The following is a 12,528-nucleotide window of genomic DNA, read 5'->3' on the forward strand; positions in this document are numbered from 1 at the left end:
TATGTTCAACCCAGCTAACGAAACCCACTTCAGCCTGACGGTCGAGGACTACACCAGCGATCTGCAAGTGCTGTCGTTCACCGGCACCGAAGGCATCAGCCAGCCGTTTCGTTTCGACCTGGAACTGGTCAGTGAAAACCCCGACCTGGATCTGGAAAAACTCCTGCACAAGCAGGCGTTCCTTGCGCTCGATCCGCAAGGCTCCGGCATTCATGGCCAGATCTACCGCGTTGCCCAGGGCGATGCCGGCAAGCGCCTGACCCGCTACAAAGTCTCGCTGGTGCCGCAGCTGCAATACCTGCATCACCGCACCAACCAGCGCATCTACCAGCAGATGTCGGCGCCGAAAATCATCGCGCTGATCCTCGATGAGCACGGCATCAAGTCCAACGCCTACAGCTTCCAGCTGAGCCAGCCGTGCCCGGACCGCGACTATTGCGTGCAGTACGACGAAACCGACCTGCACTTCGTCCAGCGCCTGTGCGAGGAGGAGGGTATCCACTACCACTTCCAGCACAGCGAAAAATCCCACCTGCTGGTGTTTGGCGACGACCAGACCGTGTTCCCCAACCTCGGCCAGCCAACGGCCTACGTGCAGGGCAGCGGCATGGTCGCCGAAGAGCCGGTGATCAAAGGCTTCAAGCTGCGTCTGGAAACCCGCACCAGCCGCACCACGCGCCGCGACTACGACTTCGAAAAGCCGCGCCTGCAAATGGAAGCGGCGTACAAACCGGACGGCGAAAGCACTGAACCGGATCTCGAAGACTACGATTACCCCGGCCGCTTCATCGACCGCGCGCGCGGCAAGTTCCTCAGCCAGCGCGCCCTCGAACGCCACCGCGCCGACTATCGTCAGGCCGAAGGTCGCGGTGACCAGACCAAACTGGTCAGCGGCCACTTCATGGAAATGTCCGACCACCCGCGCAGCGAGTGGAACGACCTGTGGCTGCTCACCGAAATCTTCCACGAAGGCAAGCAGCCGCAAGTCCTCGAAGAGTCGGTGACCAGCGACACCACCGACAACAAGGACGACTTCCACCAGGGCTACCGCAACACCTTCCTCGCCACCCCGTGGGACGTGTTCTACCGCCCGGCCCTGGAACATCCGAAACCCCGCGTCCTCGGCAGCCAGACCGCCATGGTCACCGGCCCCAAAGGCGAAGAAATCCACTGCGACCAATACGGCCGCGTCAAAGTGCAATTCCACTGGGACCGCGAAGGCCTGGCCGACGACAAAACCAGCTGCTGGCTGCGCGTCTCCAGCGCCTGGGCCGGCGACCGCTACGGCGCCATCTCCATCCCGCGCATCGGCATGGAAGTCCTCGTCACCTTCCTCGAAGGCGACCCCGACCAACCCCTCGTCACCGGCTGCCTGTACCACAAGGAAAACCCGGTGCCCTACGCCTTGCCGGCGAACAAAACCCGCAGCGTCTTCAAAACCCTCAGCTCCCCTGGCGGCGGTGGCTACAACGAACTGCGCATCGAAGACAAAAAAGGCGCCGAACAAATCTTCATCCACGCCCAGCGCGACTGGGATGAAAACATCGAGCACGACCAGAAGATCCGCGTCGGCAATGAACGCCACGACACCGTGGTGAAGAACACCTACACCGAGCTCAAGGCCGAAGAACACCGCACCACCATCTCCGATCGCAAGGTCGAAGCACGCTCGGACGACCACCTCACGGTTGGGCAGAACCAGCACGTGAAACTCGGCACGGCGCAGCTGACCAGCGTCGGGAAAGAGATCCACCTCAAGGCCGGAGACAAAATCGTGATCGAGGCCGGCACGGAACTGACCGTGTTGGGGGGCGGGAGCTTTATCAAGCTTGATGGCGGTGGCGTGACGGTGGTTGGACCGGTGGTGAAGATTAATGCTGGCGGTTCGGCTGGTTCGGGCACCGGGATTGGGATCAAGCCGCCGGTGCTGCCGGGGGCGGCGGATAAGGATAAGGCGGGGAGTTTGATGGATCAGGCGTTGTTGAATGCGCCGCCTGAGAAGGTTAAGCCGACAGTTGATTACCCTTTCTCGCTTTGAGCGGACGGACTAGCGTCAATATGAACAAGGAATTTTTTGAATGATCATTAGCCCTCCATTTCTTCCTGCTCCGGTAGCGGGAGAAACCGACGATGCTTATCTGGCACGAGCCATGGTTGGCGGTATTCCCGGTGATGGTGGTTATCCGTTGAGCTTTGATCTCAATTGGCATGGCGGCATTCATTTAACGGCACCCCAAGAAGGGGGGAAAGCACTGCCTGTACGTGCGGTTTCTGATGGAAAGTTAGCTTATTGCAGGAAGCCAACTATCGAGAGCAGTGCCGATCAGGACCATCCATTGCGATATCGCAATAAGTGGACAGACGATGGTTGCGTTGTTATTCGTCACGAAACTGAAATCGGAGAAGGTGCCAAAGCGAAAATAGTTTTCTATTCGATATACATGCACCTATCTAAAATAAATCTGATAAGTTCTGTTGTGGGTGATCCTATCTATCGTATGGACTCTATTGGAGAGGCGGGAGATGTATACGGCGAAAAAAATAGAATCCATTTCGAAATTGTGGCAGATGATAGTCAAATAGAGAATATCGTCGGTCGCAAAGAAAGAGAACTGAAGTTTCAAACTGCTGAGGGGCGAAAGGATAGCTTTTGGGGGGATACGTACTTTTTTATTCCGACTGAAGTTCTAGTATACGAAAAGCCCCCGCAAAATTTATTAGCTATACAAAATAATTTTCAAGTCATTTATCGTTGTCCCGCTATGCCGGCGGGCCCGGCTAAAATCGAAGAGGCTGGAGAGGGAGAGGTATCAGGCGGTGAGTCAAACCTGGTTAATGGGTATGAATGGGCATTAGCATCTGAATTGCAGAATGGTATGTTTGTTCAAATGAGCTATGTTCGCGGTCAATGTAAGACTAGAACTCTCACTCATTCAGGATTCGAACTAGGACTCTACACTGAACCCGCAGATTATGAGTACCGATTATACAAAACTGCGAGTGATACATATCCACAGTCTCCTAGTGCCGGTTTCGAACTGCTGCGGTTCGGTCGCGTCCTAGGTGAGGACCGTCTTCAGCCTGTTGATGCTGCTCATTGGCGCCAAATAAAGATTCCCGCGAAGGTGGGAGAAGAAGCGAAAATTGGTTGGGTTAACCTTAACCACCCGTCGATCACAAAATTCAGTGATGCAGACTTTCCTCATTGGCAAGGATGGAATTTGGTTGATGATGACAGAGATTCTGACAGTCATTGTCAGTCACCATTTGTTCGACAGATATTATCTTTAGATATTAATAAGGTTGTCTCGGACAATACTGATGCAGTGGGTATTGCAACATCTGCCGCATACGATTCTCTTTCACAGGAGCAAAAGTTACAGCTGTCGGAGCGGTATGTAGCGGAGCGTAATTTAAGTCAGGCCAGATTGGAGTCGCCTGAAATCCAGACTCGGATTAAGCGACTTGTATGCAAGTTTCCAAGTGAATGGTGCAAAAATGACTTTGACGCCCGCTATGATTGGTTACTTAAGGTCGCGGAAAATGGTCCGATGCCACAGGATGTATATGATAAGTTGAAAAGGCATCAACAAGCACTAGGTTTTTGGGAAGAGGCAAAAATCGAAGGTGTGGAAACTAAGCATTGGCATTTTCCACCTAAAGAGTTTATTTCGGCATTCAGAAAATGCGGTTGGATGAAAGCAGAGGAAATGACTCAATGTATGCCGCGCCGATTATTTCACTTGCATAATTCGAACTTCGATGTGGTGAATCTGAGTTGGGCTGCCGCATATAAGATTATCAAAGAGTGGTCCGACTCTTTTAATCTGGCGACCAGACGATATGGACTTGCTCCGAGCAAACTGCGCGTATTACATTTTTTAGCTCACGTAATTCCAGAAACAGCGAATTTGCGGTTGGTGAAAGAGGTTGGTGGAGAAAATCAATCGTATAATCCGTATTATGGTAGGGGATTGATTCAACTTACATGGTTGGCAAATTATAAGCTTTATGGGAATTTTAGAAGGCTTAGTACTCCAAGCACGCCTCAGAAGTTTCATGAGCTCGGTTGGGATCCTGATGTGTTAATAGCGCGAAATGTTTCAGGTGATCATAACTATAAAAACTGTGCGGATAGTGCATGTTTTTACATAGTGCAAAAGAAAAATATGCTTAGCCACTTAGATGCTGGTATCCAGCAAAGCGATGCCATTGCGGCTAGTCGCGATGTAAATGGTAATGTGTCAATTCAGAACTTGAACGGTTTAGATGCTCGTTTGCAGTCTGTAATTTATCTGAAGCACATACTTTTGGATTATCCAAGAGTAAGTGATACGCAAAGTCTGACATTTGAGTGGCGTAGAAGTAGTCAGAAGGAGCCTGTCCTGGACGAGAATGGTCATCCTGTCATGATTCCCCAAACGCCGCCTAAACCACCTATTGTGAAAAAGAAATTCTATCTCGTTACGCATACTATCAATGTTTCGCTGCTTCACCAGAAGCCATAAGGAGTTGATGTGAAAAAATTACTAGTGCTTATTATGGGAATGGTTCCGTTTTCTGCGTATTGCGAAGTTGCGTCGGAGTCGCTTTGTTTTGAGTCTTCAGGTGGTGGCAAGATCAAGTTTGAGTTGAGAACTTATTCTGATGTCTCTGCTCATTGGTTTGGTGGTTTTGTTAAATATATTAATTCAAAGCAGCCAATATCCTTGGTTTTGAAAAATGTGGAACGCGAAGAGTTGGATTCTCAAGCGCCCGTACAGCTGACGCGAACTTGGTCGGAGGTGTTAGAAGGGAAAATAACAGGTGAGTATGAAATGATCAGTCAAGGCGGAAATATAGTATCGATGACGTACAAAAAAAATAATGGTAAGGAGTATTCTTTTGGCTTTGACTCGACAGCTGGAGTTTCGGGAGATGGAGGTTGTGAATGGGAAAATTAAGTTGATCAAAGTCAAAGGGGTCCAGAAAAGGTGACAGATTTAGTTGAGAAAAGGGTGACAGACTTATTTGTGATGTTGCGCTCAGTGGCTTTGACTTTGGTGCGGTTTTCAAATAGATCTGTTCCGTATGTTTAGATTAAAACAGGTTCAAGTGCGCTGTTGGAATTCTGCGGATATCAAGGAATTATGATTTTTAGATTTAGTCTTGTTTTGGCTTTTTCTTTGCTGTCTTCGGTTGTGAAAGCAGAGGGAACTATGGTTGCAACCGTGCTTCAGGCGGATTTTTCCAAAGATCCTGAAGTACGACTGCTCGTGAGGGTTGTAGACATAGGATTTGGGCCAGATGCTCCGTCCATGGCCCTTCGTAAAGAGTGTCTGGCGAGGGTGAAGTCGACCGACCGTCCCGTCCCGGACCCATGTTTTTCGATTGAAATCACCGAGAGCAAAAAGCAACGGTCCATCGTTCGTCAAACGCTGCTGAATGATCCTCAGCGCTCAACCGACCCGATCTATCTGGAAATTGTCTACCAATCTGAAGTCAGTGCGAGCGATCCGACCAATCATTATGGGCGCTCTGCCCGGCTGAAAATTGAAGAGAACGGTTTCTACAATTGGAACAACGAAACCAAGCAGGCGTTGGCGGACGTTGTGTGGCCAACTACGTCGAGTGGGGCGCTTGATCTGGTTGTGACGGATACGGATGCACTGCTCAACCTCGTTTACCGGGAGCGCATGGAACGGTTGGATGAAAATGCACGGAAAGGCCTGAGAGAAACCCAAAGGGCTTGGATGAAATTTCGCGATGCGGAATGTCTGCCTGAGCCGAAATCGTCTAAATCGGTTTTCGGGGAATGGTCGAACTCCTGCTTGATTCGCGCGACGATAGAGCGAGCCCGTCAATTGGCTATGGCTCCGGACAAGAAAACAGTGAACTAAAGCATTTGATCAGCAGGTTTATGGAGTGGGTGAGTCTTGAAAGGATTTTCGCTGTTTTCAGCTTTGTGTTTTTCATATTGTGCATTTGCAGGCAACGCACGAGAGCCGGTCGTCGATATATACAAAGCCGATGTCGCTCAAGTTTCCGGAAAGCTGGTCCGTTATTACCAAACATTCGATAGCCCCTGCGTCAATATTCAGATTCTCAAGCCTGGGGGACAGGGGATTGCGAGCGACTCGATGGAGTTCTGCGACATTGAAGGCAAGAATTTTAACAACGGCTTCACCGATGTCTCATTGGATAGGGCCACGTTTTCCGACACCGAATTGCAGTTGACCTTCAAGCTGATGTCGTTGGTTGGAGTGAATGAAACTACCGAATTATGCAAATTCCGCGTTGATGGTGAACATCTCGCTGAACCTGAATGTACGGCGCAGTAAGGGTCGTGCATGTACATCGCTCAGCCACGCCATCGGAGAGTCAAAGTGAAAGTCGTTCCCCTGTTGTTCCTGGCGTTGACGTGGGCGTTGTCCGCAAGCGCAGCTCCAACCGGTGTCAGTACAAGCCATACAATGCCCACCGCTATGGTTGCTGCACTCACGAAGGAAAACCAAATGCCTGCCGAGAGTTTTCGCGCCATTGCAGATGGCGTGGTGAGCTGGAGCGGGGGAACGATGGCTGCCGTGGTGATTGAGGATCCGAATGGCATTTGCGCGATTTACAGGTATCAAGACGGCCGGTTGGATCTGCCTTTTGACGGCGTGCCCTGTAAGTTTCTGGGGCCATCCATGCTGATGTCGGATAGAAAAACTGCTTTGCCCGATGTCGTGTTCGCCGTCGAGTTGTTCGTCCCCAACCGGGGTGGGATGGCCAAGCACAAGGTCGCGTTTTATTACGATGCCGAGAAGAACGCTTATTGCGAGAGTCAGTCGCTTGCGAGTTGGTATCTGTCGGGAAATCGGGCGCTAGCTCCTGATCTTCATGATGGGCAGTGTGTAGCGGGATCGGAATAGGCCCGGCCCCGAAAAACGTAAAGCTTTGCTCAGCACCTATTGGGAAATGAACCTACCCAAGCAATGCGTCAGCCGGTTCGCCAAACGCAAAGCCTGAATGACTCAAGGAAGAACACAGTGAAACGTTTTGTTTTGACCCTGCTGGCCGTGCTGCTGCCTGTTTCAGCAGTGTACGCGCAGGATGACTGCAGCCATGTCACATCAAGCCTGGAAATGGTGCCCTGCTCGGAGGCGGCGAAGAAGGCTGCCGATACGCAGCTGAACGTCAGCTATAAGCAATTGATGGCGCGGCTTGAGTCTGATTATCGAGCGGATCCGGCATTGGGCGCGGAGTACGCGGCGAAGGTCAAAGAGTCGCAACGTGCATGGCTGAAATTGCGCGATGCGAACTGCCCTTTGGAAGCATTCGAGATCGAGACGGGGATGCCGGCGCATGTGTTCGCGGTTAATTCGTGCATCGCCAGAATGAGTCGCGAGCGCTCGGCGTATCTGGACAAGATCGTCCCTGTTCTTGCATCCGACAAGAGCACTTCGACGGCGCCGGCCGACGGCGCTTGTCCTTCGGAGGAATTCCCTGCTTTCCTGACAGCGTTTTCCGCCAGCGGTGAATCACAGCGCCGTCTCACTGTGATGACAGTCAAATCGCTTGTGTTGAAGCCGGTTGCAGGCAAGGACCGTAGTACCTTTGAGCCTTCGACCTCGGGCGTCAGCGGAGCTTCTTTCACCTATCCGCTGATGGCCGCCATCACACCTGGCAAGACACCTGGAGTCGAGATTGAAGAGGTCGATGACAGTCACGTCGATGTGGTCGATAAACGGGCGGGCAATAGTAATGTAAAAATCTTCAATTTCTCTCGTCAGGCGTGCTGGGTGCTTGAAGGCGTTGAAGACTGGTCGATCAGCGAGAAGGATCTTGTCGCAACACGTAACCCGGCAATGAGCCGTGCCGAGAACTTCTGTGATCAACGTGCCGAGGCTTTGGGAGGGCTGGGTTCGCTTGAGCAATACCGTCTGACTGCGGAATTGTTAGAAGCGTCCCTGGAAAATTATGTCTGTGCGGCTGAGTCGGGTGATCCAGAGGCGAGCCTGTCAGCGGCGAGCTTGAGTCTTTCGCAGATGGCGTCTCAGTTGGAAACCAGCAAGGTTGAAGCGTTGTTCAAAGCGGCTTCGAAAATACCGAGTGGTGCGTTGGGCTACGCCACGTTTCTTTGTTCAGGAAACTCCACCGACTATAACGGTCCTTGCCTTCATCCCAAGCAGGCAGAAGAGCAGGTCATTCGGGCGATTACCATGGGCTCCAAGGAAGCGATGTTTTATCTGGCATCTACCCTTGAGGGGGGCGAGTTGGGAACGAAGGATATGTCCCGGGCGTTAGCCTGTTATCAAATGGCGGCTGACAAAGGTTATCGGTCGGGCGTCGACAGTGTGGCGCGATTGAAGTCGCAAATTCCAGAGCCGATCAAGGCGAGCCATTGCATTTGAAACTCGGAGCGCGGATGTGTCGCGATTCTTTGCCGTTAAATTCCAAGTGAGTGGAACTGTGCCTGACTTGTCGATTCCGGGTTTCGTGAGAGCTCGATATCTGCGGGTATTGCTGATCAGCGTTGCTGCTTTCGCGCAGACCAGTCATACCGCCGCAAATGTTGCATCGGTGGGCAATGCGTCGGGTCAGTCGCGGATCGCGCAAGGCCCAACCGAAGCTGCGGTCGACATGACACCTTGTCGGTTCTCAATGACGCTCTCGAAAGATCAATGGCTGCAGTTCAATACGCCTGATCTGGTATTCATTGCGGCCAAACAACTGCCTGAAACCACTAACGCCCCGCGTTTATCGCAGGCTCAGACCTCGTCTGGTTATGAGTGGAATTTCGAAAAGCCCACAAACCTGAGCCAACCTTGGTTCGGTGTCATGTGTGAAAGCGCCAACAACTTTTCCGCGCTCACCACTCAGAAGCCGCAGCTTGATGACACGATCGAGTTGCAACTTGTGCGAGAGAGCAACGACCGTAAATGCCCGGCAACCCTGACCGATCATGGTTGGGAGCCGACGTCGCTGGCGGGGCCAAAAAACAGATACACCTTTGAGGCATTAGGTGGGGAGAAGTCTTCGGGGTTCATCTTCGGTTTCCATGACAAGTCACGACGTCACATCACCCGCGTTGCTTTCTGCCTGCTGCGTGGCGAAAGCGTGTTGATCGGCTCTGCGGAATCAGGCTCGGCCACCCCGTTGGCGATCAGCGCCGAAGGATTTGAACAAATCAAAACAGCGGTGCGCAGCATGGCTTTTGAGTAAGTCTGCAAAGACCGAACGGAGTTACAGCGTGAAAGGATGTTCAGTTCTACTCGGTGGCCTCTTGGCCATTGTCACGTCCGTGGCTTTTGCCGCTGACCCGGACTTCAAGGATTACACCGTCACCTCAGTGTTCATCGGCATCAATCACGAACCGATGCCGCAAGAACACAATAACCCGATTATGGATAACGGACGTGAGCAGGCAATCGGTTGAAAAACCGTTACCGGGATCGTTACTACGAGTTTTTGAACAACGAGTTCCGGCTGCTGACGTTCAAGGATTTGTGATCGCCGCCGTTTGATTAAGGATGATTGGATGAACCGCTTTTCCATTCGGCCCATGCTGAGTGCACTTCTACTTTTGCCCCTCCTCTACGCCATTCCGGCAAGTGCCGAAGCAGGGAGTTGCTACGGCTATCTCACCGAAATGGTCAGGAGCAGCAACTTCCCGTTTCGTTATGTCGGGAAGGACAAGGTCAACCTGCTGATTGATGAAGACGACGGTGAAATGGTGCGAGCCAAGTTGCTCTTTGATACGGACGGCACCGGCACCATCGGCTGGATCAAATACACCCCGGCCACTCGGGTGTTGCTCAATACCTCGGCTGAACTGGAAGAGCCGGTGGAACTGTCATTCGATGCCAAATTTGCCGATGGCTACGCAAAGTGCCTGGCTGGACAACAGACCGGTTAACGGCAAAAGGGAGTTTTCCATGAAGCAGCATCTTCTCGCTCGCAGCCCTAAGTGGGTATTGATGATCGGCGGTCTGTTCAGCGCTATGAGCGCCTTTGCCGAGGACCCGCCAATAGTCGGTTTCAACGGGAACACGGTGTCGTTTTGGGCGAAAGAATGGACGATGCCCGGTGTGGATTCGGCGACTGCATGGTTCTCCGCCAATGGCAAAACCTTTCCGCTCTTTGGCGCCGATATTGGCGCCGATGGGCACTCCAATATGCTCAGCCCTGACAAGAAAACCTTGCTGCTCGACCCGGTGATCTTCGGCATGTTGTCGGAGGAAAACGGTGAAGAGAAGCTAGTGTTGCAACAGCATTGCGCGGTGATCTCCATGGAGACCGGTTGTGTGCTGGCTGATCGTTGGGCCACTTTTTGTGTCGGCCAGTGGAAGGGCAATCAATGGGTTGCCGAAGGCGGCGATGTGCTCACTCCCGCACTGGAAACTAGGTCCCCAAAGGAGTTGCTGAAACATGTCTCAAGTAACGAGCCGGCGCAGTCCCGCGCAGAGTCCATCGAATGGGGCCTGGTCTTTTTAAGTCCAGAGTCCTACATGGCGTGTCATCCCCCGGCGCAAAATGTTCAGGCCTATAACGACTGGGGCTTTTACCTGGCAGAGGGCGGCAAAGATGAGCTGGCACTGAAGTTTTATCGAGGCGTTGAGGCCGTTGGTAAACGCACAGTGTTGATGTTGAACATCGCCGATTCACTCTGGCGCCTTGATCGCAAAGACGAAGCGCAGCGCTATTACGGCCAGTACCGCGATGCGATGAGCGCCGAGGGCAAGGCGCGGAAAATACCTCAACGCGTAGTTGAGCGATCCGTCATTCAGGGAATGAAAAATTGAACATGTTTGTGCGTTTTATCGCGTTGAGTATCGATTTGTTCGTGGGCAATGCTGGCGGCTGGAAGAAGTGATGGATTACTCACTTTGAAACAGGTGGCAAGGTGAAAAGATTAGGTTTGATCGCGTTATTCCTGTGTTCCTTCTCTGCGGTGGCGGGGCCGATGTTCCCGTCTCTCAAATCGTGCAGGGACGCTGACAGCGACTGCGCGCTGGCGCTGAACGACAACTTTCTGGTGGACGCCCACTCCGGGCAGCGTCTCTCCGAGATGGCGGAGCCGGCAGGAGTGATGAGTAGTTTCTGGCTGTATCGAGATGGAGACCGGTACATCCTGGAGAACGAAAACTACTCACAGTCGAAGTCGCGTCGTTGGCTGGTTTTTACCTATGACAACGGCAGGGTGGTGCTCGACGGCGCATATGTTTTTTCTATTCACATAGCCGAAACGAGGGCGTATTGGCATGGCTACGACTGTCGAGGTGATGCCAAGCCGTTCGCCGTGCCAACGAAAGACTCGTTCAGTGAGGTCGCTTTGGAGGAGTTGTGCGGGGACGCCGAAGGCTGGGTCGTCTCGGGCGGGGATGCCAAGGTGCCGGTGTCGGCCAAAGGGCTGACCGTCAGTGTTCCCGTTTATCACTCCCGCAACCGCGATGGTTCAGCGACGTACCTGTTTACTGAAAGCGATGTTCCGGATCTTTCGAAGCTGGTTTGCCTGTCCAACTGTGCTGATATCGCGAAAACGCCGGAGCGCGTTTCGAATGAGGCGGCGCCATTGAGGTGGGGGCAGGAAGGAACGTTGTGCTCGGATGACGAGGACATTTACTTCAGTTGCCCGCTGCAGGGCGGCAAGACGGTTTCTGTTTGTGCGCAGGGAAACAACAAGCCCACGGCCGGTTCTGTTCAGTACCGTTACGGTGTGCCGGGGAACATCGAGCTGGTCTACCCGAAGAATGCTTTGCCGCCCAAGGGCAAATTCTTCGTTGTGGATGCGTCGGAAGGCAGCGTGAACCTGAACATCATCAAGTTCAAAAGTGGTGCTTATACCTACCTCGTTAACCAGGCCTTCGTGAGTTTTCTGACGGTGCTCAAGGACGACAAAGTTGTTTTTCGGCAACGATGCGGCGCAGGGAGTTATTCCTCCATAAACCGGGCGGCGCTCCAAGGGTTGGAGTCTCGCCCGAAAAACGCAGAGGACTTTCGCTAATTGTTGCTGAGGAACAGGAAAGGGGACTCAACGTCCCCTTCTTTTTATCGTCGATCAACCCGGCATATGCCGCATCTCCCGCTCTTCCTGATAATCCAGCGCACCTTCAACCATCAACCGCGCGCCGTCGGCCATTCGGCTCAGTGCCAGGGCGACGGAGCGGCGGGTGCCGTCGAGGTCGTCGGCCAGGTCGGCGGCGATGGCGCTGATGGAAAGCAGGTCCTGGGAGGCGTTGGACATCAGGGCTTCGGCGTCGTGGTCGGCGGAGAGGGTGAAGAGGGCGCCTTTGTGTTTTGGGCGGGATGGTTGGTTGTAGGGCTTGAAATGGTGGTCGAGGGCGCGTTCGGCCGCGTCGTGGAATTTCTTCGAGTCGGGGGATTCGTAGGGGGAGGTTTCTGGGACTTCAGGAGGGTTGGGTGTTGGTTTGATCATTGGAATACACCGATTGAGGAGCTAACACCCATTCGCTCGCACTTCGAATGAGGTGGCAGCTGTGTATAGGTGTGCAAGACCGGCAATCGGCAAACCGGCAGATCCGAAGATCTCCCACACACAGCCGC

Annotated in this window: 13 protein-coding genes; 12 read left to right on the forward strand and 1 reads right to left on the reverse strand. The window is 52.9% G+C overall.

The window, feature by feature from the left end; all coding sequences use genetic code 11:
• The first annotated feature begins 1 nt into the window (after position 1).
• The 12 genes from KVQ74_RS01275 to KVQ74_RS01330 all read left to right on the forward strand — a co-directional run bounded on the left by KVQ74_RS01275 (position 2) and on the right by KVQ74_RS01330 (position 11,968).
• Complete coding sequence (locus KVQ74_RS01275; RefSeq protein WP_217829206.1) at positions 2–2,038, forward strand: type VI secretion system Vgr family protein; 2,037 nt, start codon at positions 2–4, stop codon at positions 2,036–2,038.
• A gap of 40 nt (positions 2,039–2,078) precedes the next feature.
• Entirely contained in the window at positions 2,079–4,508 is a 2,430-nt protein-coding gene (locus KVQ74_RS01280; RefSeq protein WP_217829207.1) for a M23 family metallopeptidase, read from the forward strand.
• A 9-nt stretch (positions 4,509–4,517) separates the two neighbouring features.
• A complete protein-coding gene (locus KVQ74_RS01285; protein ID WP_318837711.1) occupies positions 4,518–4,943 on the forward strand; it encodes a hypothetical protein in 426 nt (141 codons plus the stop codon).
• A 159-nt stretch (positions 4,944–5,102) separates the two neighbouring features.
• Positions 5,103–5,879, forward strand: a complete 777-nt coding sequence (locus tag KVQ74_RS01290) for a lysozyme inhibitor LprI family protein (protein ID WP_225929799.1) — start codon at positions 5,103–5,105, stop codon at positions 5,877–5,879.
• A gap of 36 nt (positions 5,880–5,915) precedes the next feature.
• Positions 5,916–6,320 carry a hypothetical protein gene (locus tag KVQ74_RS01295; RefSeq protein WP_217829208.1) on the forward strand — a complete coding sequence of 135 codons (405 nt, stop codon included), beginning with the start codon at positions 5,916–5,918 and terminating at the stop codon, positions 6,318–6,320.
• 174 nt (positions 6,321–6,494) lie between these two features.
• Positions 6,495–6,893: a hypothetical protein gene (locus KVQ74_RS01300; RefSeq protein ID WP_217829209.1), complete on the forward strand. Its 399-nt coding sequence runs from the start codon at positions 6,495–6,497 to the stop codon at positions 6,891–6,893.
• A 117-nt stretch (positions 6,894–7,010) separates the two neighbouring features.
• Positions 7,011–8,375, forward strand: a complete 1,365-nt coding sequence (locus KVQ74_RS01305) for a lysozyme inhibitor LprI family protein (RefSeq protein WP_217829210.1) — start codon at positions 7,011–7,013, stop codon at positions 8,373–8,375.
• A gap of 16 nt (positions 8,376–8,391) precedes the next feature.
• Complete coding sequence (locus KVQ74_RS01310; RefSeq protein WP_318837712.1) at positions 8,392–9,186, forward strand: hypothetical protein; 795 nt, start codon at positions 8,392–8,394, stop codon at positions 9,184–9,186.
• Positions 9,187–9,214: 28 nt separating this feature from the next.
• Positions 9,215–9,400, forward strand: a complete 186-nt coding sequence (locus tag KVQ74_RS01315) for a hypothetical protein (RefSeq protein WP_225929801.1) — start codon at positions 9,215–9,217, stop codon at positions 9,398–9,400.
• A gap of 102 nt (positions 9,401–9,502) precedes the next feature.
• The gene (locus tag KVQ74_RS01320) at positions 9,503–9,880 is read left to right on the forward strand and encodes a hypothetical protein (protein WP_217829211.1); all 378 of its coding nucleotides are present in this window, start codon (positions 9,503–9,505) and stop codon (positions 9,878–9,880) included.
• A gap of 19 nt (positions 9,881–9,899) precedes the next feature.
• A complete protein-coding gene (locus KVQ74_RS01325; protein WP_225929802.1) occupies positions 9,900–10,766 on the forward strand; it encodes a tetratricopeptide repeat protein in 867 nt (288 codons plus the stop codon).
• A gap of 116 nt (positions 10,767–10,882) precedes the next feature.
• On the forward strand, positions 10,883–11,968 hold the full coding sequence (locus KVQ74_RS01330) for a hypothetical protein (protein ID WP_225929803.1): 1,086 nt from the start codon (positions 10,883–10,885) through the stop codon (positions 11,966–11,968).
• 54 nt (positions 11,969–12,022) lie between these two features.
• Here the strand turns inward: KVQ74_RS01330 and KVQ74_RS01335 are convergent, their stop codons facing one another.
• Positions 12,023–12,400, reverse strand: a complete 378-nt coding sequence (locus KVQ74_RS01335; protein WP_217829212.1) for a DUF6124 family protein — start codon at positions 12,398–12,400, stop codon at positions 12,023–12,025.
• Positions 12,401–12,528 lie beyond the last annotated feature (128 nt).

This window comes from Pseudomonas botevensis, assembly GCF_019145475.1.
Classification (GTDB): domain Bacteria; phylum Pseudomonadota; class Gammaproteobacteria; order Pseudomonadales; family Pseudomonadaceae; genus Aquipseudomonas; species Aquipseudomonas botevensis.

Bases quoted from the DNA above. Each gene is read 5' to 3' on its own strand.
- KVQ74_RS01275 (WP_217829206.1), top strand. From the start codon at position 2: ATGTTCAACCCAGCTAACGAAACCCACTTCAGCCTGACGGTCGAGGAC.
- KVQ74_RS01280 (WP_217829207.1), top strand. From the start codon at position 2,079: ATGATCATTAGCCCTCCATTTCTTCCTGCTCCGGTAGCGGGAGAAACC.
- KVQ74_RS01335 (WP_217829212.1), bottom strand. From the start codon at position 12,400: ATGATCAAACCAACACCCAACCCTCCTGAAGTCCCAGAAACCTCCCCC.
- KVQ74_RS01325 (WP_225929802.1), top strand. From the start codon at position 9,900: ATGAAGCAGCATCTTCTCGCTCGCAGCCCTAAGTGGGTATTGATGATC.
- KVQ74_RS01300 (WP_217829209.1), top strand. From the start codon at position 6,495: ATGCCTGCCGAGAGTTTTCGCGCCATTGCAGATGGCGTGGTGAGCTGG.
- KVQ74_RS01320 (WP_217829211.1), top strand. From the start codon at position 9,503: ATGAACCGCTTTTCCATTCGGCCCATGCTGAGTGCACTTCTACTTTTG.